This is a genomic window from Cytobacillus sp. C11.1, assembly GCF_058145115.1.
In genome coordinates this window covers 2,440,397-2,460,610 of sequence record NZ_CM176935.1, presented here as the reverse complement: position 1 = coordinate 2,460,610, position 20,214 = coordinate 2,440,397, and the positions used below count along the sequence as shown (strand labels likewise).

Annotated in this window: 23 protein-coding genes; 1 reads left to right on the top strand and 22 read right to left on the bottom strand. The window is 41.7% G+C overall.

What is annotated here, in order from left to right; genetic code table 11:
• Window positions 1-431: 431 nt before the first annotated feature.
• Genes AC3ZVC_RS12220 through AC3ZVC_RS12185 form a run of 8 tightly spaced genes read right to left on the bottom strand, consistent with a single transcriptional unit; the run spans window position 432 to window position 6,030 of the window.
• Window positions 432-1,415, bottom strand: a complete 984-nt coding sequence (locus tag AC3ZVC_RS12220) for a biotin--[acetyl-CoA-carboxylase] ligase (RefSeq protein WP_490068710.1) — start codon at window positions 1,413-1,415, stop codon at window positions 432-434.
• The gene (locus AC3ZVC_RS12215) at window positions 1,388-2,128 is read right to left on the bottom strand and encodes a tRNA nucleotidyltransferase/poly(A) polymerase-related protein (protein ID WP_490068709.1); all 741 of its coding nucleotides are present in this window, start codon (window positions 2,126-2,128) and stop codon (window positions 1,388-1,390) included. Before AC3ZVC_RS12215 ends, AC3ZVC_RS12220 begins: the two co-directional genes overlap by 28 nt.
• A gap of 50 nt (window positions 2,129-2,178) precedes the next feature.
• Window positions 2,179-2,598: a hypothetical protein gene (locus tag AC3ZVC_RS12210; protein ID WP_490068708.1), complete on the bottom strand. Its 420-nt coding sequence runs from the start codon at window positions 2,596-2,598 to the stop codon at window positions 2,179-2,181.
• Window positions 2,595-3,740: an N-acetyl-alpha-D-glucosaminyl L-malate synthase BshA gene (gene bshA / locus AC3ZVC_RS12205; RefSeq protein WP_490068707.1), complete on the bottom strand. Its 1,146-nt coding sequence runs from the start codon at window positions 3,738-3,740 to the stop codon at window positions 2,595-2,597. The genes AC3ZVC_RS12210 and bshA overlap by 4 nt, the downstream gene beginning before the upstream one ends.
• Complete coding sequence (gene bshB1, locus AC3ZVC_RS12200; RefSeq protein ID WP_490068706.1) at window positions 3,737-4,453, bottom strand: bacillithiol biosynthesis deacetylase BshB1; 717 nt, start codon at window positions 4,451-4,453, stop codon at window positions 3,737-3,739. The genes bshA and bshB1 overlap by 4 nt, the downstream gene beginning before the upstream one ends.
• Window positions 4,440-4,865: a methylglyoxal synthase gene (locus tag AC3ZVC_RS12195; protein ID WP_490068705.1), complete on the bottom strand. Its 426-nt coding sequence runs from the start codon at window positions 4,863-4,865 to the stop codon at window positions 4,440-4,442. Before AC3ZVC_RS12195 ends, bshB1 begins: the two co-directional genes overlap by 14 nt.
• A 14-nt stretch (window positions 4,866-4,879) precedes the next feature.
• The gene (gene dapB, locus AC3ZVC_RS12190; protein ID WP_490068703.1) at window positions 4,880-5,683 is read right to left on the bottom strand and encodes a 4-hydroxy-tetrahydrodipicolinate reductase; all 804 of its coding nucleotides are present in this window, start codon (window positions 5,681-5,683) and stop codon (window positions 4,880-4,882) included.
• Window positions 5,684-5,697: 14 nt separating this feature from the next.
• A complete protein-coding gene (locus AC3ZVC_RS12185; RefSeq protein ID WP_490068700.1) occupies window positions 5,698-6,030 on the bottom strand; it encodes a nucleotide pyrophosphohydrolase in 333 nt (110 codons plus the stop codon).
• A 223-nt stretch (window positions 6,031-6,253) separates the two neighbouring features.
• On the opposite strand from AC3ZVC_RS12185, the gene AC3ZVC_RS12180 reads away from it, so the two are divergent.
• Window positions 6,254-7,126: a YitT family protein gene (locus AC3ZVC_RS12180; RefSeq protein ID WP_490068699.1), complete on the top strand. Its 873-nt coding sequence runs from the start codon at window positions 6,254-6,256 to the stop codon at window positions 7,124-7,126.
• A 318-nt stretch (window positions 7,127-7,444) separates the two neighbouring features.
• Here AC3ZVC_RS12180 and AC3ZVC_RS12175 read toward each other — a convergent pair whose 3' ends face one another.
• The 14 genes from AC3ZVC_RS12175 to aroH form a co-directional block, all read right to left on the bottom strand.
• Window positions 7,445-8,125 (bottom strand): zinc metallopeptidase, encoded by a 681-nt coding sequence (locus AC3ZVC_RS12175; protein WP_490068698.1) that lies wholly within the window; start codon window positions 8,123-8,125, stop codon window positions 7,445-7,447.
• 193 nt (window positions 8,126-8,318) lie between these two features.
• Window positions 8,319-9,107, bottom strand: a complete 789-nt coding sequence (gene ypjB, locus AC3ZVC_RS12170; RefSeq protein ID WP_490068697.1) for a sporulation protein YpjB — start codon at window positions 9,105-9,107, stop codon at window positions 8,319-8,321.
• Window positions 9,108-9,215: 108 nt separating this feature from the next.
• The gene (gene lhaT / locus AC3ZVC_RS12165; protein WP_490068696.1) at window positions 9,216-9,812 is read right to left on the bottom strand and encodes a lipoprotein heptaprenylglyceryl N-acetyltransferase LhaT; all 597 of its coding nucleotides are present in this window, start codon (window positions 9,810-9,812) and stop codon (window positions 9,216-9,218) included.
• A gap of 108 nt (window positions 9,813-9,920) precedes the next feature.
• Window positions 9,921-10,688, bottom strand: a complete 768-nt coding sequence (locus AC3ZVC_RS12160; protein ID WP_490068695.1) for a c-type cytochrome — start codon at window positions 10,686-10,688, stop codon at window positions 9,921-9,923.
• A 133-nt stretch (window positions 10,689-10,821) separates the two neighbouring features.
• Window positions 10,822-11,496: a menaquinol-cytochrome c reductase cytochrome b subunit gene (gene qcrB, locus AC3ZVC_RS12155; RefSeq protein WP_490068692.1), complete on the bottom strand. Its 675-nt coding sequence runs from the start codon at window positions 11,494-11,496 to the stop codon at window positions 10,822-10,824.
• Window positions 11,497-11,499: 3 nt separating this feature from the next.
• Window positions 11,500-12,006, bottom strand: coding sequence for a Rieske (2Fe-2S) protein (locus tag AC3ZVC_RS12150; protein ID WP_490068690.1), 507 nt, complete (start codon window positions 12,004-12,006; stop codon window positions 11,500-11,502).
• 149 nt (window positions 12,007-12,155) lie between these two features.
• Complete coding sequence (locus tag AC3ZVC_RS12145; protein ID WP_490068689.1) at window positions 12,156-12,620, bottom strand: YpiF family protein; 465 nt, start codon at window positions 12,618-12,620, stop codon at window positions 12,156-12,158.
• A gap of 223 nt (window positions 12,621-12,843) precedes the next feature.
• Entirely contained in the window at window positions 12,844-13,389 is a 546-nt protein-coding gene (locus AC3ZVC_RS12140) for a ReoY family proteolytic degradation factor (protein ID WP_490068688.1), read from the bottom strand.
• Window positions 13,390-13,494: 105 nt separating this feature from the next.
• Window positions 13,495-14,763, bottom strand: a complete 1,269-nt coding sequence (locus AC3ZVC_RS12135; protein WP_490068687.1) for a tetratricopeptide repeat protein — start codon at window positions 14,761-14,763, stop codon at window positions 13,495-13,497.
• 19 nt (window positions 14,764-14,782) lie between these two features.
• Window positions 14,783-15,688: a hypothetical protein gene (locus AC3ZVC_RS12130; RefSeq protein WP_490068684.1), complete on the bottom strand. Its 906-nt coding sequence runs from the start codon at window positions 15,686-15,688 to the stop codon at window positions 14,783-14,785.
• A 198-nt stretch (window positions 15,689-15,886) separates the two neighbouring features.
• Window positions 15,887-17,176: a 3-phosphoshikimate 1-carboxyvinyltransferase gene (aroA, locus tag AC3ZVC_RS12125; protein ID WP_490068681.1), complete on the bottom strand. Its 1,290-nt coding sequence runs from the start codon at window positions 17,174-17,176 to the stop codon at window positions 15,887-15,889.
• A 49-nt stretch (window positions 17,177-17,225) separates the two neighbouring features.
• Window positions 17,226-18,332 carry a prephenate dehydrogenase gene (locus tag AC3ZVC_RS12120; RefSeq protein WP_490068680.1) on the bottom strand — a complete coding sequence of 369 codons (1,107 nt, stop codon included), beginning with the start codon at window positions 18,330-18,332 and terminating at the stop codon, window positions 17,226-17,228.
• Window positions 18,333-18,434: 102 nt separating this feature from the next.
• On the bottom strand, window positions 18,435-19,535 hold the full coding sequence (hisC, locus tag AC3ZVC_RS12115) for a histidinol-phosphate transaminase (protein WP_490068679.1): 1,101 nt from the start codon (window positions 19,533-19,535) through the stop codon (window positions 18,435-18,437).
• A 249-nt stretch (window positions 19,536-19,784) separates the two neighbouring features.
• Window positions 19,785-20,159 carry a chorismate mutase gene (aroH, locus tag AC3ZVC_RS12110; protein WP_490068678.1) on the bottom strand — a complete coding sequence of 125 codons (375 nt, stop codon included), beginning with the start codon at window positions 20,157-20,159 and terminating at the stop codon, window positions 19,785-19,787.
• Between the last annotated feature and the right edge of the window lie 55 nt (window positions 20,160-20,214).

Genomic DNA, 20,214 nt, shown 5'->3' with positions numbered 1-20,214 from the left:
AAAAATCCTTCTGTGCGCAGAAGGATCTCGTAATAGCTCATTATAGTCGTTCATCCCTCTGTCCCGGTCCATTTTGGATCTAGGCAGATATCTATTCGTTTAAGTTAGTACCTTAAAGGTGCAGTTCTTTATAGGATACTGCCCATAAAAAAAGTATAGCAAAAAAAAGAAAGTATTGGCTATAAAAATTTTTTAATTAAATCTTTTAACTTGCTCCGCCACTCAGCGAACGGAGGGCGGTCCAGAAGCCTCTACAGCGTTCTGCGCCCGCTGGATAACCCTTTGACTCACTTCTTCCGCTGGACGTTTAACAAGCATCTCGAATTAATACCCTGCGAAGGTAATGTGAATGCATTTCTAGAGGATCCCGCGCCTTCTGCTCCAATCAACAGGGGCTAATATTAACAATGAGCTTTAACAAAGCCTTATAGTTAGGAATCCAGCTCAATGTCTGCAGAATAAACATGATGGACTTTTCCAGTGCTATCTTCAATCATCAACACTCCATCATCAGTAATTCCAAGGGCCTTCCCATAAATGCTGCCAGTAATCGTTCTGGCAGTAAGATTCTTTCCGATGCTGACAGCGTAGCTCTCCCATAATAGCTTGATTGGATAGAAGCCTTTATCTAGGTATAGTGTATAAAGGTTTTCCAATTTACCAAGGAAAATTTTTATCAGTTCAGCTCTTGAAAGCTTTTCCCCTTTTTCAATTGATAGGGAGGTTGCAATGTGCTTAATCTCTTCTGGATAATCATCCAATTGCTGGTTAACATTGATTCCAATTCCAATAATAATTGAAATAATCCTGTCCGCATCCGCCTGAAGCTCTGTCAGGATTCCTGTTACCTTCTTGCCGCTCATTAAAATATCATTTGGCCATTTAATTTGCGGGGTTAAACCAGTAAGCTCTTCAATAGCCTGCACGACAGCTACAGCTGCGATCAGTGTAAGCTGGGGAGCTTTTGGAGGCGGGATATTTGGCCTTAGTATGAGACTCATCCATACTCCTGTAGATTTTGGGGAATGCCATCTGCGATCCATTCTTCCTCTGCCTGAAAGCTGTTCTTCTGCAATGACCACCGTTCCTTCGGGAGCGCCATCATATGCCAGGCGATGGGCAATTTTCTGGGTGGAATCGACACTCTCTTCATGATGAATATTGCGGCCGAGTTTTTTGGTTTTCAACCCCAGCCTGATTTCATCCGCTGTCACCTTTTCAGGCGTTTTTGTAATACGATAGCCCCTTCTTCGTACAGCTTCCAGCTCAAAGCCTTCCTTTCTCAGTTCCTCTATATGCTTCCACACCGCAGTTCGTGAACAACCGATTAAATCTGCCAAATGCTGACCTGATAGATATTCTTCTTTGCTGTTTGTAAAAGCATCAATCAATTTTTTCCTAAGTTCTGATTGCACTTCATGAGCCACTCCCTTATGGATTCATTGCTATTTTTTAATTCACCCTTTAACACGGCAGTTTCCGCCTTTTCCAGGTCCGCTTTAATCCATGCCCCTTGAGGTTTGCCAAACCAGTCCATCAGATCATTTCCTGTAAGCTGCAGCTCGCTTCTTTGCTTGATCGGCAAAGAATTATACAGTTCCATGAGGTTTTCTGTATTTCTTTTTAAATCCGTTTGCTGCAGTACATTGCGAATCCTCTCGGCACTTAGAGAAGATTCCTTCCCTGCCTGATAAAGAGAATAGCCATCCCATTCATTTTCGGATCTATACCTGATCCATTTTAAAATTGATAGTATCTTTCTTATCTTCTTTACTGGCAGTTTCCAGCTTTTTAAAAAGGACTCGGCGGCAGAATGATTTATATCAAAAAGACAAACAAGGAAGCCCCACATTTCTTCTTCTGTCAGTCCATCTGCATGATAATCTGCTGAGCTGAAAAGCTCCCTCTGGTAAGCTGACATGTGCGGAAGATATCTATATAACCCGGTTTCTCCAATAATTTTAAGAGCTTTCATACGATTTTTGCCCGCCAAAAGCTTCTCGAATTCAGCCAGTTTGCGTTCCACTGCAATTTTTTCAAGCAAATGAGCCAGTGATGATAAAGCCTCATAGGTTGATTTCTCAATATCAAATGAAAGCTGGCTAAAAAAGCGGACTGCTCTCATCATTCTAAGGGCATCTTCCGTAAACCTTTCTTCAGGGTTTCCAACAGTTCTGATTATCCTTTCCTCAATAGCCTTTCTCCCCCGAAGGGATCTATCAATTGCCCATTCCTATCCATCGCAATGGCATTCATGGTGAAATCCCTTCTTTTCAAATCCTCCTTTAGAGACCTGATAAATTGGACTTCAGACGGCCTTCTGAAGTCCAGGTACTCAGCTTCAGTCCTAAAGGTTGTAACTTCATATGGGATGCCATTAAATAGGACAACAACCGTTCCATGCTCGATACCTACATCAAGGGTCTTTGAAAATATAGATTTCATTTCCTCAGGAGTAGCCGAGGTGGCAATATCGACATCGGCAATTTCTTTGCCCAGCAAAAAATCCCTGACCGAGCCCCCGACAAAATAGGCCTCATAACCGGCAGACTCAATTTTATTTAACACAGGAATCGCCTGGAGGAATGCTTCTTTCATAGACCATCACCATTCTTTAGCAGCTCATAATAGAACTCTTCATATTGGGAAACTATTCGTCCAGCACTAAACACTTCTTTTGCAAGGGAAATGGATTGTGAAGAAAACTTGCGGTGAAGTTTTGCATCCAGAAGGAGTTTTATAGCTTTTTGGGAGATTTCATCAATGTCCCCAAGCGTACATACATACCCGGTTTCTCCATCATCTATCACTTCAGGAATGCCGCCAACATTTGTGCCAATACACGGAACTCCGCAAGCCATTGCTTCCAAGGCTACAAGTCCAAAGCTCTCCTTTTCGGACAGCAGCAGCATTAAATCGCTGATGCTATAAAGCTCCTCCAGATTATCCTGTTTGCCCAGAAACAAGACTTTGTCTTTAAGCTTTAATTCATTGACAAGCTGGCATATGACAGTCATCTCCGGACCGTCTCCGACAAGAAGAAGCCTTGCAGGAACTTTTTTTGCTATTTTTTCAAAAGCTTTAACGACATCAGGGACTCTTTTAACACTGCGGAAATTCGAAACATGGATGATAATTTTTTCTTCCGGCCTAATGCCATACTCATCTTTCAGATAAGCTGAATCCGTTTTCTGGTAAACTCTTTCATCTATGAAGTTATAAACCGTTTTAATCGGTTTATCAGGTTTAATTAAATCGTAAGTTTGAGATATTAAGGCATTGGATACGGCAGTAACCCCATCAGACTTTTCAATGCCGAAACGGATAGCATCAGTGAGGGACGGGTCGTATCCAAGTACAGTAATATCTGTCCCATGGAGTGTTGTCACAATTTTAATATCCTTCCCGCTCATCTGTTTTGCTAATATGGCACAAACAGCATGCGGGATCGCATAATGGACGTGAACTAAATCAAGATCCTCTCTTTTTATTACTTCTGCCATTTTGCTGGCAAGAGCAATATCATAAGGAGCATATTGAAATACGGAGTATTGATTTACATCAACTTGATGATAAAAGATATTATGGTACATTCTTTTTAACCGAAAAGGGAGGCTCGATGAAATAAAGTGAATCTCATGCCCCTTTTCAGCAAGCATTTTACCCAATTCGGTTGCCACAACACCTGATCCGCCTACTGTCGGATAGCAGGTAATTCCTATTTTCAGTTTCTTTTTCATATATCTTCACCAAATAAATCCTTATTTAAAAGCAGAGGCTTGCTCACTTTAAAGCCTTCTGCAAATTGAACTCCAGCCTGTTTTCCAAAAAGGCTCTCCCTGGCCTGGACGGTTTCAATGTAACCGTTGACCAAAGGTGTTTCGTATGACCCGGGGCTTTTAACAAACTGGCTTTTATAAGCCTCAAGACTGGCTGTTTTTTTATCCATGAAAGATGAAATATCAACCAGGAAGTCAGGAGTATGGAAGCCATTAATCATGTAATAATAGAGACTTTTCACCTTATAAGGAGGGTAGGTGCCTTCCGTCTCAAATTTTTTGATTCCCGCTGAAAAAATAGCTTCCTCAACCAGGCGGGCACAATGGCCATGATCCGGATGCCGGTCCTCCATAAAGGGTGCAAAAACCAGAGATGGCCGATATTTACGGATCACTTCCGCAATTTTAGTTATGTATTCCTGATTATAATATAAGCCCCTGTCAGGCAGATTAAGGTTCTCTCTAATGCCAACTCCCAAAATATCTGCTGCTTTCCTGGCTTCTTTTTTACGGATGTCGACCGTTCCGTTTGAGGATAGTTCAGCCCTTGTCAGGTCGCATATCCCTATCTTTTTTCCGTCGGATACATACTTCGCAATCACGCCGCCCATGCCGATTTCAACATCATCAGCATGAGCGCCAAATGCTAGAATATCCAGATTATCGTGGTCCATTCATGTCACCTTTTTCTTCGCTTACAATTTTCCGCCAGGATAAATCTCCCCGTTCAAGGCCTTTTATTAATATCTCTGCAGTACCCATATTGGTTGCCAATGGAACAGCGTATACATCGCACAGGCGGACTAGTGCGGAAACATCTGGCTCATGGGGCTGAACAGTAAGCGGATCTCTAAAGAAAAACACAACATCCATTTTATTATTGGCAATGAATGCTCCGATCTCCTGGTCACCGCCAAGAGGGCCCGACTGGAAACGGTGGATGTCCAAGCCCGCTTCCTTCATTATCCGTGCACCGGTAGTTCCGGTTGCATAAAGGGTATGCCCTGCAAGTATGGACTTATAGGCAATAGCAAAACGCACAATATCATCCTTTTTCTTATCATGGGCAATTAGAGCAATATTCATGTTGGCACCCCTCTCTATTCCATAATATTTTCAAGTCCGTATACGAGAGTATCTATTTTTAATACAGTGTCCACTGCCAGCTTAACTCCAGACATAAAAGAAGCACGGTTGTAAGAATCGTGGCGAATGGTTAACGTTTGACCTTCCGACCCAAACATAACCTGCTGATGTGCAATCAGCCCAGGCAAACGAACGGAGTGGATGTGCATTCCATCAAAGTTGGCACCTCTGGCACCAGGGATGGTTTCTTTTTCGTTTGGATGGCCTTGCTGCTTTTGCTCTCTGACATCCGCAATCATTTCTGCCGTTTTAACAGCTGTGCCGGAAGGAGCATCCAATTTTTGGTCATGGTGCAATTCTATAATCTCTACGTCGTTAAAATATCTGCCTGCCATTTGTGAGAATTTCATCATTAACACAGCCCCAAGAGCAAAATTAGGGGCAATAATGCAGCCAATTCCCTTGTCGTGGCAAAGTGCCTCAAGCTCTTGCAGGTTTTCTTTAGAAAAGCCTGTTGTTCCAACTACTGGCCTTACCCCATGCTCTAGTGCTGTTTTCGTATGATGCATTCCCACTTCTGGAGTTGTCAGGTCAATCAAAACATTTGGTTCGATCTCTTGAAAGCAGTCTGCTACATCTGAATATACAGGAATTTGGCCAAACTCTGAGAATCCATCAAAGTCGCCAAGATGGCCTCCTCCATTTTTATGATCAACTACCGCGGCCAATTCATAGTAATCAGTTCTTTTAACAAGCTGAACAGCTTCCCTTCCCATTCTTCCGCGCGGCCCGGCTATTACAACTTTGACTTTATCCATTTAAATCTCTCCCTCTAATCTTCGATTCTTGTCCAACGGTCTTTATCGCGTGTATTAAACTTCTTCATAACCCGGTCGTGTGCTTCTTCCAGATCAATGTTCAGCGAATTGGCAAAGCATATTAGAACAAAAAGCATATCTCCAAGCTCTTCTTCGATTGCCTTTTCTTCTTCAGTGGTTTTTTTCGGTTTTTCACCGTAATGATGGTTCACTTCCCTAGATAGCTCACCAAGCTCTTCGGTCATTCTTGCCAGCATTGCCAGCGGACTAAAGTATCCTTCTTTAAACTGGCTTATGTATGTATCTACCTCTGTTTGAAGCTCTTTCATCGTTTTTCTTGTTTGCATTTATTTCACCTCAGCTTTATCTTGCGCTTATAAACGGAGATTTCCACTTTTCATGTTAGCTAAAGCTTAGCCCTATTACAAATATTTTTAATCAAAAATATTTCCACTGTCTTCCCACTATCTATAACTGGGTCCAACTTCCAACATTATTGCTCTTATATTCAATATCTTATATAATTAGATACGCTTTGGATTTGAGATATTTAGGTAGTGGAGGGATAAAATGCTTTATGGATTAAAGTTTAAAAATATCTTTTTTATTTTGCTGGGAGCAGCCATTTTTTCATTTGGCCTCGTTCATTTTAATATGCAAAACAATTTGGCTGAAGGCGGGTTCACCGGTATTACCCTGCTGCTTTATTTTCTTTTCAAATGGGACCCTTCCTACACAAACTTGTTATTAAATATACCTCTCTTTTTTATCGGATGGAAGCTCCTTGGAAGGAATGTTTTTCTATACACGATTATAGGAACAGTTGCTGTCTCTGTGTTTTTGTGGATTTTCCAGCGTTACCAAATTGTAATGCCATTAAAAGAGGATTTGACTCTCGCTGCTCTATTTGCAGGTGTTTTTATCGGGATTGGGCTGGGTACTATTTTCAGGTACGGCGGTACAACAGGCGGAGTAGACATCATTGCCAGACTCGCCCATAAATACGCGGGAGTAAGCATGGGTAAAACGATGTTCATTTTTGACTTCTTTGTTATTGCCCTTTCGTTAATAACTTATTTAGACTATCGCGAAGCCATGTACACCCTAGTAGCTGTTTTTGTCGGTGCTAAAGTGATCGACTTTATGCAGGAGGGTGCTTATGCCGCAAGAGGAGCCATGATTATTTCCGAACTGAATGATGCGATTGCTGATAAAATAATGAAAGAAATGGACAGGGGTGTCACTGTTTTAAAAGGCCACGGCTCTTTTACAAAAAAAGATCGGGAAGTACTATATTGTGTTGTCGGGAGAAATGAAATTGTCAGGCTTAAAAATGTCATAACATCTGTTGACCCACATGCGTTTGTATCAGTCACAGCTGTTCATGATGTACTTGGCGAAGGCTTCACATTAGATGAAAACAAAAAGCCTGTTGAACGTTAAATCTGTACTAAAAATGAGATGCCGGAAAAGGGCATCTTTTTTAACGAAAAGCTCTAATAAACCCGGCTGTTGATTTCCGCGGACAGTCTGGGTGTCTGCCCGGCGCATGAAGCGTCAGTTGGGTCACCCACTCGCGCTTCCCGCGTGACATTAGGTAAGCATCCTTGAATCAATACCGTACGGAGAAAATCGGGATGCATTTTCGAGGAGTCTCGTGCCTTTTTCGCCAATCAACAAGATGGCAAAATCAACAGGGTTCTAAAAAACAACATTTTTTCAGAGCCAAAATAAAAAGCCGGCTTACTCAAAGCCAGCTCCCTACTCAGATCTTGTCATTCCTGTGTATATAAGGATTAAACGAAGCAATTCAAGTACAGCTACCGCCGCTGCCGCAACATAAGTCAATGCAGCCGCGTTTAATACCTTTTTGGTTTCCCTTTCTTCATCATTTCTGATAATTCCCAATGAAACAACCTGGTCCATCGCCCGATTTGAAGCATTATATTCCACCGGCAGCGTAATAACCTGGAAAACTACAGCTGCTGCCATGAAAATAATTCCCAATAAAACCATGCCGCTCATCCCTGCAAAAAATCCTATCATAATTAAAATCCACGAAAAGTTTGACCCGAGATTTGCTACAGGCACCAATGCATGGCGAAAACGCAGAAACGCGTACTCCTGTTGATCCTGGATCGCATGCCCTACTTCATGTGCAGCTATGGCAGCTGCAGCCACAGAATGTCCATGATAATTTGTGGCTGAGAGCCTGACCGTCTTAGATCGCGGATCATAGTGATCTGTTAAGTGTCCGCGGGTTTCTTCAACTCCTACCTGATATAACCCATTGGAGTCCAATATCTTTCTTGCTACTTCAGCACCTCTCATTTGGGTGGAAGATGGGACCTTCGAATACTTGCTATATGCTCCCTTTACTTTCATTTGCGCCCAGAGCGGGACAATAATGATAATCGCAAAATAAATGAGATATCCTCCCATTCTTTACCCTCCTATCAAGCTGATCATGGTGTCCGGCATCAGCACATTTTAAAACAGCAACAGGAAACAACAGAATTCTTTTCTAATCATTTCCCTTATTCCCAGTTTACAAAACTGCCACTTCGCTAAAAACTTGGCTGAAGCTGTAAGAGTAAAAATATTGTATTTTGCGCGATACTTCACAGTCAATCCTTCAGCTCTCTGGCCCCCGATTCTTCTGTCTTGCTTTATCTCCCTTGTATTTTCTCCAACCGACGTAAGATAATGTAAGGATGATTATACTTCCTGTCGAAATAATCACCCACCAAAGGGAAGGATCTGCTTCATCTTCTGTCATTTCATCAAAGATTGTCTGCAGATCACTCTCTAATGCCTCAAGCTCCTGCTGGCTTGCCTGCTGTGTTAGAACTTGCGGGCGATAATGATCAATAAAATTAATGCGTGCGTTTAATTTTTGAACCCGCTCTGCATCCACATCTATTTTCATGCTTGGATAAATAACCTCGTATAATGATAAAAAGGAATTCAAATTCAAATGAAAGTTTTCATTATTTCCACTATATGCTGCTTCCTTAACATCCGCAAAAACTGTCATAATTGGCTTTTCCATTTCTGTCCATAAAGGCTGATAATTAGATGAAATCGCGTCCATAACCAGCCTGAACTTTGTCACGTTATTCAACCTTTCATCATGGCTCATGGATGCATTTACGGTAGCTTGTACAGCATCATTATGTGAAACCGTAACGATACGCAGTTCATCCATCGTAAAAGGCCTTTCTTTCCCGTTAACAGCCACGAATTTCTCGGAGAAATATTCAAGTAGCTTCTTTGCATCCTCATACCGGTGAAGCTTAACCATTTGCAGTGCTTCATCGGATAACTGATCCAACTTATCTATGTGTGAGGTCTTTTCTGCAAACCCTTGTCCAGGCAATAACATTAAAATAAAAACTAAGACTGCGATTAATTTCCGCCTCATTAACTTGTCCCCCCTCAAATTACTACTAGATATGTATGAAAAGGAGGACAAGGTTAGACCAGAATTATACACACAGTCCATCATAATTAATTATTAAATATTATTAGGCTAATTCGCTATATCGAGGTTAAATCGATTTTTTCTTAATACTAAATAATAAGCTACACCTAAAGAAAAAATACTCAGCCAAAACGTAAAGTAGCCAATTTGAGGTGTGTACAAGTTCAAAATTGGATAACGGGGAAGCATAAAAAAGACATAATCGATTACATCATTATGAAGTGTCCAGACTCCTGTTAAAACAAGGTGCCATGTTTTAAACTTGTAGAAAGGAGCATATAATACGCCTTGAATGGCCATAGCCCCGTGTGAAAAAATTAGCATAAGCGCAGCTGGATCCATATCACCTGTCACCTGATAAACAAGCAAATTCATGACTACAGCCCATATTCCATATTTAACCAAAGTCACAATCGCCAATGCTTCAAGCAAAGGCCAATTCTTGCCTATCAAAAAAGCGATCAGGACAAACACAAAAAATAGGCTGGCAGTCGGGCTATCCGGAACAAACAGCAGAAAAATAGGAGGTGTATCAACAAGCTGCCATTTGTACCAAATATATCCGTAAATCGTACCCGCCGTATTTACAATCAATAGCAGCATTAACATTGCTCTACTGCCCAATAAAGGATAAATCCACTTCATTTTTGCTCTCCTTCTCTAACTATCATCTTATTTCATTATTTTACCATAGTACACCATTTATAACTATCAACATAAAAAAGAAGCTGGCAAATGCCAGCTCCTTATATATTATTTACTTTCAAGGCCAGAGATAAACTCAGCCAGCTTTTGAAGTTCTTCATCAGTGCCTTTGAACATACCGGCAGGCATTGCACCTTTACCGTTCTTGGCAATGTCAGCAACTTCTTCAGGCGTTAAACCAGTGTCAACAAGGGCAGGTGAACCTGCACCACCCTGAAGGTCTCCACCATGGCAGGAAATACAGCCATTTGCTTCAAAAATCTTGTAGCCTTCGTCTTCTTTATCGAATTCCACTTCAGCTACAATTTTACCTTGTTCTGCTGCAGCTTCCCAGTCATGGTGAGCAACAGACTCCCAAGTCAAATAAGTAATACCCGCTAATGCCAACAGCATAAATCCAGTAGCTAATGGACGCTTAGATGGACGGCGTTCAGGTCCGCGGTCAATAAATGGAGCAAGCATTAAAGCTCCAAATGCCAGTCCGGGAATAATGAACGCACCAATAGCATTATAAGGTCCTGATGCATAGCTATACTTAAGCAGCTGATATAGGAACAAGAAATACCAGTCAGGCAGCGGAATATAAGCTGTATCACTTGGATCAGCGATTTTTTCTAATGGCGGCTCATGCGCAATCGTCAAACTGAGGAAACCGATAAGGAAGACAGCTCCAACCATCCATTCCTTTAGCAGGAAGTTTGGCCAGAATGCTTCCGTTTTACCTGGATATTCCGAATAGTCTTTCGGAATATTCGGTTTGCGTTCAGCAGGAACACGAGAGTCACCTACGAATTTCATACCTTTACCACGATGCATTGGGCGATTTCCCCTCCTTTTTTATAAGTAGGAAGTATTTCATTTTTGAACTTTTACGGCTGTCCAGCTGCGAGCCCCATTGGCTCAGGGGACTTGCCGCCGATAAGCGGGGTCTCTCCGCTCTTCGTTTATCTTATAACGGTCCAGAAATACCTTGTTTACGGATCATTATAAAGTGGGCAGCCATTAACCCGAATAATGCAGCCGGAAGGAAGAATACATGGATTGCAAAGAAACGGGTAATAGTTTGTGCGCCGACAATGTCAGAATGACCGGCAATAAGTATTTTCAGATATTCCCCAATTAACGGAGTAGATTCTACGATCTGGATTGTTACTTTTGTTGCGAAAAGGGCTTTCATATCCCAAGGCAATAAGTAACCAGTTAGTCCAAGTGCAAGCATAATGAAGAAAATTAGCACTCCGACGATCCAGTTCAATTCACGGGGCTTTTTGTAAGCTCCCTGGAAGAAAACACGTAACGTATGTAAGAACAACATTACGATTACCAAACTTGCTCCCCAGTGATGCATTCCGCGGACAATTTGTCCAAATGCAACATGGTTTTGAAGGTAATACACAGATTCCCATGCATTTTTAATATCCGGAACATAGTACATTGTCAGGAACATACCGGATAAAATTTGAATTACTGTAACGAAGAACGTCAGACCGCCAAAACAGTAAACAAACGCAGAGAAGTGATGCGCAGGGTTAACATGTTCAGGCACTTCATGGTCAGCAATATCCCGCCAGATCGGCGTAATATCTAAACGCTCATCTACCCAATCATAAATTTTGTTTAACAATTATTACGCCTCCTTTCGCGGTTCAGCCTTTCCTAAATACAAAAAGCCGTCTTTTTCTGTGTAAGGATATACATCAAGCGGTGCAACCGGCGGTGTACCCGGAACGTTTGTTCCATCCTTTGTATAAAGGCCGCCATGACAAGGGCAATAGAAATGATCAGGGTTTGATTTGTCAGTATTCCAGTCGACTACGCACCCTAAATGCTTACAAACTGGAGACAATGCAACAACTTCACCCTTTTCATCCTTATAAACCCACGCAGTGCCTGTAACTTCGGATGTGTACCAGGCATCCTGCTGTTCAAAAGTGTAATCAACCCTTGTTGGCGTTTCGGTAATTTCCGACACTTTTTGCTTTGTTGGAATATAATCACTTTCGCCAGCTGCCTGCAATACAGGATCGACCGCAAAACGGACCATCGGCATTAACATGCCAGCTGCCATGAAACCGCCTACACCAGTAAGTGTGTAGTTTAGGAATTGACGTCTAGAAACTCGATTTTTGCTCATACTTTTCCCCCCTCTATTATGAAGTTAAGTCCAACGGACAAAATTCAACACAATATAAAACTAGGACATAACAATGATATATCAATCTTTATGTAAGGTCAATATAATCCTTTGGCGAAACATGTAAATGGGGTGACTTAAAATTCACACTATTCACCATTTTGCCATTTTTGCACAAACAAGTTAAGAAGCTGCTTCACTTGATCCTCCAAAATTGAATTTTTATAGTTTTCATCCATGTGCCCAAGAGGCAGAGATGGCAGCCATATTACCCCGCCCTCTAAACGATCTTCAAGCGCCTTCCACATGCTGTCCGAGGTTAAATGGAATATATGCTTAAATCCCTGGGATTTCAACTCTGCTTCCCATTCGCTTAAGCCGCTTACAAGCTTGTCCTCTGAAGCCGATTTCAAATAAGCATACCCAGGGAGCATAATGAGGCGGCCTCTAAATTGCCGTTCAAGCTGCACGCTGAGGAGAGATATGAATTCAGTCATGGCGACTGACTGTTTTATATCATTGCCGAATGAAACCGGAAGCAGGGGCAACACAGCAGTATCTACATATTGTTTTTCTTTCAGGAACATATCGATGTCCTGTGAAATCCACTTCATTTTATTCACTCCATTACAGTATTTTACCTATTTACTATATCATTATCCGCCGCTATGCAACAAACCAGAAACTCCAAGTGGGGGCTGGCGGCTTACTATGGGATTTTATCAGATAAAAAAAGCTCTGTTAAACTTGTCTTTCAATTTCCTCACAAGAAAAAGTTTACGAAAATAGCCATAAAAAAAGAGCAAAATAAGAGCCCTGCTTTTGAAAAAGCAAGGCTTAGGTTGTTTCCAATTTACTTAACTGCTGGGTTAAGATGCTGAAAGCTTTTTTATCCTGTTTATCCAGCGCCTCATCAATTAACTCAAGAAGCTTTTCCCTTCTAAATTTCTCCAGGCTTTCAGTCAGGAATCTTTCAGCAATCAGCCGATCCTTTTCGCTGATTTGCAGGCTTTTTGGCATAAAAGGATTTTCTTCCATAACTGCAGCATACTGATGAGCCTTATTGGAAGCGTGGAAATTAAGCTGGATGTATATTTCCTCATCTCGATTTAACCTGATATCATGGAACGATTTTTCAGCATCTGTTGTCATTACATTCTCTTTGTAAAAACGGAAAGGGACTTCATCCACACAATGGGTGGACATAATCAATCCGCGCGGGCAGTACTGTGCCTGCTCCACAAAATGCACTTTTTCCATCAGCTGGTCATGGCTCATCAAATAATTGAGGATCCAGACACATTCCCTTCTTTTCAGCTGGTAATGATTTAAAAACCAGCGTATAAAGTCTTTCTTCTCGTTGACAGATACAGGGGTCGCCATTTTTGATTCCCTCCTCTGCTTACAAACAAATTTGGCCAAAACTGAGTTTTCAATAAGTCAGCCCTCCAACGAGGAAAAACACTTCTTGTTGTCAAGCTTCCTTATTTATGCAAGAAAATCATCCGTAAGTCTTTGCAGAACATCCTGATACTCTTCATTGCCTGGTTCCAGTTTGATTAATGTATTAAAAATTTCGGCAGCATCTTCCCTTTTTCCTTCCTCAATTAAAAAATATCCGTAATCGGAGAGAAAATCCGGCTGCTGTTTAAAGAAAGTATATGCAAGCTGGTATTTGTTTAATGCCTCTGAATATTCTTCAATATTTTGATAGGCAATAGCAGCATCCCACAAAAGCTGCGGTTCTTCTTCATTAAGGTCATTCATCATATTTACAATTTCGATCACATCTTCAAATCTTTCCTGCTGAAGCAGGATTTTATTTAATGTAATGGCAGCCTTATTGTATTCAGGATCAAGCGCGAGAGCCTGCCTGAACATATCTTCAGCCTCTTTTTCATCACTATTCTTCAGAGACAATTTCCCTCCATAATAGAATAGCTCCTTATTGAATTCATCCTGCTTAATGCCTTCCTTAACTGCTTCCAGACCCTTAGCAGCCTCTTCTTCACGCTCATGGGCCTGGGCGAGATATAAATACAGAGAATGATATTCAGGATCAAGCTCTTTTAGTTCAGTGAATTTTTCGATAGCTGTCCGGTTAAAGCCAGCCTGAAGTGCTGTGAAAGCATAACTGAACAGAGTATTGATTTCGAGTTTGTCCTCCAGCGCTTTTTCGTAGTACGGGAGTGCCTCTTCAAATGCTCCTCCAGCGCTAAGAACCTCTCCCATTCTTTGGTTAACATTAATGCCAGCAATGTTTTCCTCTTTTTCCAGGACCTTTTCATAAACCCGGATGGCTTCAAGAAATTTTCCTTGTTCAGCATAAAGCTCTCCTAGGGCAAAATCTACAATAACTTCTTCCGGCAGTATATTTTTGGCTTTTAGCAGTTTTTGTTCGCTTACCTCGAACAAGCCGTCCATTTGATAAAGATCGGCTAGCAGGAGCAGTGACTGCGGATAACTGGGATCTTGCTCATTTATTCTTTCAAGGACGAGGATTGCTTCCTCCTCATTTCCCAGATCTATATGTGTCTCCGCCAATAATACAAGCAGTTCCCCCTCTTCGGGATAAGCTTCGAGGAGCCGTTCATATAGCGCTTTTGCTTCTTCAAGGAAACCAAACTGAAAAAGTTCTTCAGCCAGCAGGAACCTTTCCTCATGCGAACCGCCAAGCAAGATTTGCTGGTAGCTCTCCAATGCTTCTTCATGTTGACCGTTTTCTAATAGAGTAATGATTTTATTTACTTTATCCATACTAAATTCCTTTCGAATGCTAATCGGCTATTTTAAAGTAAGCGGGTGTATTAATTTTAATATGCTCGCCGAATCCGGAACGAAAAACCACTTCTTGTCCCGCCCGGACCACTTTGCCTCTTTGGACAGTAACAGCAAGTGTATCTCTATGATAATGAAACAGCTCCGATTCTTCAATTGTAAGGACTTCGCTGGGCTTCAAGTATAAATTATAGGTTACCTCACCGCCCTGCTGAATATTGCCCTTTAACGGATAAATTCCAGCCTTAGATAGAATCGTGCGAGAAAGAGGTTCATGCTCTTTCAGCTCGTCCGGCATAGAAGGAATTTTCTGTTCCTTCATCAATCTGTCCCATACTCTTTTAATTCTGCTTTTCTCCTTATCATTCCTTCCTAAAAATACAGGGGAAAGCGGGCAATTATAAGGAAACATGGATTCACGTATCCACCCCCAGGGGACTTGTTCCAGCTCCTGTGCATCCCTGACTTCAACGAACACAACGGGCACCCTCTCCCTCTTGCACTTTCTCATAAAAGAAGGAGTCAATAAACGAACTGGAATCCTTACTCCAATAATATAATCAATCGGACTGCTTAACAAACGTGCCCTAAGGCCTTTAATATCACTCTTCATGGAGTATTCATGTTTAACAGCAGCAGCAGTAAGGAAAGCCGTACATCCTTTAAGTATGAACTCCCTGATATAATAGTCCTTCAACTCTAAAAAAGGTTTTTCCAGAGGAATTTCTGTATCCAGGACAATAAAACCTGAAGTCATAATAAATGGGTCTGCATCCATTCTGGTAAAATGAAACCTTTTCAGTTCAGGCTGCATCAAAGAAATTTCATTAGTCTTGACTAGCAATGATACCTTCTTGAGCTTGTCTTCCTTTAAAATATTCGCATTCTCAATTATATAAGTCATAAAACCACCCTCTAAACGGTCTTATGACAAGCTATGTATTTTTACAGAAAATATGACTATTCAATAGAAAAAGAGCTGCGGATGACCAGCCCTTTTTCTATGTTTTATAGTGCCATTTTTATTTTGGCTGTGTTAAACCCCATTTTTGAAAATGTCCTGTTGATTGGAGCGGAAATCAACATGCAAAAAGCAGGACATTTATTTAAAAAGGCTTTCGAAATGCTCAAAAAACGAAGGATAAGAAACGGATATAGCTTCTTTCTGATGCAAGTGGACTTCACCGCTGGAAATCGCTGCTGCTACTGCAAGCATCATCCCTATTCTATGATCACCGTGGCTGGATACAGTACCGCCTGATAACGAGGATTTCCCTTTGATGATCATTCCATCCTCAGTGGCAACAATTTTGGCCCCAAGCTTTGACAGTTCATTTACAACCGTATCAATCCGATTAGTTTCCTTTACTTTGAGTTCCTCTGCATCTTTAATTACCGTATCTCCTTCTGCTTGTGTAGCCAGCAGGGCAATAACGGGAATTTCATCAATCAGGCGGGGTACAAGGTCTCCCTCAATAACTGTTCCGGTAAGGAAAGATGTTCTAATCGTTATGTCTCCGGCAGGCTCTGATGAACCATTTTCATATGGTTTTATACTGATGTCGGCGCCCATTTTTTGCATTACGTCAATAACACCTGTCCTTGTTGGGTTTAAGCCGACGTTTTTCAATCTGATTTCACTTTCCGGTACGATAGCTCCTGCGACCAGGAAGAACGCAGCAGAAGATATGTCTCCTGGAACATGGATCTCCGTTCCTGTTAACGTTTGGCCGCCCTTAATGCGGATTGTGTGTCCGTCTGTCTCAATTTTCCCGCCGAACTGTCTAATCATTCTTTCTGTATGATCGCGGGTCTTTACGGGCTCGATTATAACCGTTTCTCTCTTTGCCTGTAAGCCCGCGAAGAGCAGCGATGATTTAACCTGTGCACTTGCAACAGGCAACTCGTAGGATACACCTGCTAATTGTCCGCCATTAACCGAAAGAGGCGTAAATTCGCCATTCTTTCTGCCGTTAATTTCTGCACCGAATAAGCTTAACGGTTTGGTCACTCTTGTCATTGGCCTTTTCGCAATAGACTCGTCACCAACAAGCACTGAATGAAAAGGACGGCCAGCAAGGATTCCCATCAGAAGCCTGATTGTCGTACCGGAATTCCCGACATCCAAAATATCCACAGGCTCTTGAAGCCCTTCTAGGCCCCTGCCGCTTACTGTGACCTGATGTTCTTCCTGTTCGATGTGTACGCCAAGCTTTCGGAAACAGGCAATGGTACTTAAGCAATCTTCGCCCAATAAAAAATTGGTTATATTGGTCTTTCCTTTAGCAATTGCTCCAAACATAATGGATCGATGGGAAATGGATTTATCCCCAGGTATAGCTATTTCTCCTCTTAATCCTTGTATATTTGTATTCAGCTTTGCTGGATTCATATTATCACCCTTTTAAACTGATTTAAAGAAGACAATGTCCTGCTCCTCTTTATAGGCCGATGGTTGTTTCATAGCTAGTATATTGCTCTATACAATCAATTGCACGTTCACGGTCCTCTTCCGTTTGAAAACTGATTGCAAGGACTCCATATATTTCTTCTCTTGTTTCCAGGATCCTTATATTTGTAATGCTGATTTCTTCCTTCGCCAAATATCCCGTGATCTCGGAAATGACACCAGGGTAATCGGGAACATCGACAAATAGATCATAAAATGCCGGAATTGCGCCTTTTTCTTTTTTCGGCAACTCATCCCTGAACCTTTTGGCCTGAGAAAAATATTCAAAAATGCCAGCACTGTTTTCTTTGTTCAGCATCTTTTTTACTTTCTCCATCTCTTCCTGCCATTCCTCCATCAAATCCAGAAGAACTTCTTTATTCTGCAGCAGGATATCTCTCCACATGGCAGGGCTGCTAGATGCAATTCTCGTAATATCCCTGAATCCGCCTGCTGCCAATCTTGGTATTAGTGTTTGGGTGTGGCTCGTTTTTTCTGCCTGATGGACAAGAGAAGCGGCAACCATGTGAGGAAAATGGCTGACTATTCCCGTAATATAATCATGTTCTTCCGGCGAGATGGTTAAAAACTTCGCTTTTGTACCTGAAAGCCATTCCTTTAGCATGGCAATCTCAGTATCTGAAATATGCTCGTCTGGTGTTAGCAGATAAAAGGCATTCTCAAATAACAAAGCTTTGGCTGCCGTTACACCGCTCTTGTGGGATCCAGCCATTGGATGGCCTCCAACAAATGTGATACCTCTTTCTTTTAGGACTTTGGCACAGCACACAATCTCCTTTTTGGTGCTGCCGGCATCCGATATGATAACATTTTCCTTCAATTTGCAGTCATTTAACATATGTATGATTCTTTCTGTTTCCTGTACAGGTGCAGCTATTAAAATCAGGTCTGCTTCTGAAGCTTCCTCTTCAATCGCAAGGGCAATTTCGTCGACGACGCCCAGCATTTCAGCCAGGCGGGACTGCTCTTTATTTACATCATAGCCAATGATGACTGATTCTCTGTGAGCTCTTTTTATAGACAAAGCCAGAGAACCGCCAATTAACCCAAGGCCAATTACAAAGACTCTTCCTCTCATCCCCTCACCGCCTTTTTAAAAATAATTCAGAGGCATGAAGATGCCTCTGAATAAATGGGTTTTTCTATAAACTGGAGTAGATCCATTGCGGAAAATTTTATATCATAACGCAGCAGCCTGTTTAGCCAGGTACTGTTCCATTGCTTCAAGGACACCTTCGTTTTGCTCCCGGGAACCAACTGTCACACGGACAGAATCCGGGAAACCAAGGGCTTTCCCAGAACGGACAATATATCCCTTTTCAAGCAGGAACTGAAACACTTCGTTCGAATCAGCATTAAAATTAATTAAAATGAAGTTTCCTTGTGACGGAAAGTATTGAAGTCCATGCTTTTTGCAAAAAGCATAAAATTGTTCAAGGCCTTCACGATTTTTTTGCCTGCAGCTTTCAATAAATTGCTGGTCGCCAATAGCTGCAGCTGCAGCTGCCTGTGCAACCTTATTGACGTTAAACGGCTCCCGTACAGGCTCCAAAGCTCTAATTGTTTGAGGATTTGCGATTCCATATCCCACCCGGAGGCTCGCTAATCCGTAAATTTTTGAAAAAGTACGCAGAACAATCAAGTTTTCAAATTGGCTGATTAAATCCAGTGCATTATAGTAGTCATCTGCTACTACATATTCAGAGTAAGCCTCATCAAGGACAACCAAAATGTCTTCAGGCACTTTTTTCAAAAAAGATTGCAATGAAGATTCATTAACATAATTCCCTGTTGGATTATTAGGGCTGCAAACCCACAAGACAGCGGTATTTTCATCAATAGCAGCCAGCATTGCATCAAGGTCATGTTCACCATTCACCAACGGAATCTCCCTGATTTCAGCACCTTCGATGACAGCATTATGCTTATATTGCGGGAAAGTCGGAGCAGCCATAACGGTGTTTGTATCCGGGCCAAGCAATGCCCTTGAGATCATTTGTATGATTTCATCGGAACCATTTCCAAAAATGATCTGCTCTTCTTCAACCGACAAGTGATTCGCCAGAACCGTACGCAATTCAGTAGCATATCCATCTGGATATAGCGCAAAAAATGAAGGGGACTGATTCATTGCGAAAAGTACTTTTTCCGAACACCCAAATGGATTTTCATTAGAAGCAAGTTTCACTATTTTATCCAGCCCATATTCCTTTTTGACTTGTTCAATTGATTTTCCCGGCTGGTAAGGAGTTAAATTCAGAAGCTGTTCCTTCCATTTCATACAATTCCACCTCTTAATAATTACTTTTACTTATTATCGTATTAAAGTAAAAATGATTTGCTCCTATATCTGAAAAGCGCAAGGCGCCCGCCTTTCGGCAACAAGCTTAAGACGAGCGCCGGCAAAAGGCGTTCTTTGCCTTCAGAAGCGATTGACTTAAGACCTCGAGCCGATGGCGCCAGGAGCTAAACAGTTATCAAAATTCGAAAGTTAAACTTATTATCATAAAAAACCCCGCAAAGGAGAGTCCTATGTTGTGCTGATTGTTTTAAGATCGGGACGAAGCTGGACTGCGTCACGCAAATAAATATGATGAATATTCTGCTGCGGAGAGTCCGAATTAACATGCATCATAACTCTAATACATTTCGGCAGAGACCCTTCAACTGGTATTTCCCTCATGCACATCACAGGAACATATGTCCATCCTTCTAATGACCGCATAGCCTTTGCCGGAAAGGCTGCTGTCAGTTCTTCTGTAACAGAGATGAATACGGACGCTACATCTTCTGCTTCTATTTTATTTTTCAGTATCATTTCCCTAATAAGCATCCCAGTTGCCTCAATAATCTCAGATTCATTATTTTCATCAACGGTGACGGCTCCCCTCACTCCTCGAATCACTTGCAACACCTCCAAAAAACGGTATAGAGCGTCTCTATCCTGTCATCCCAAGCTC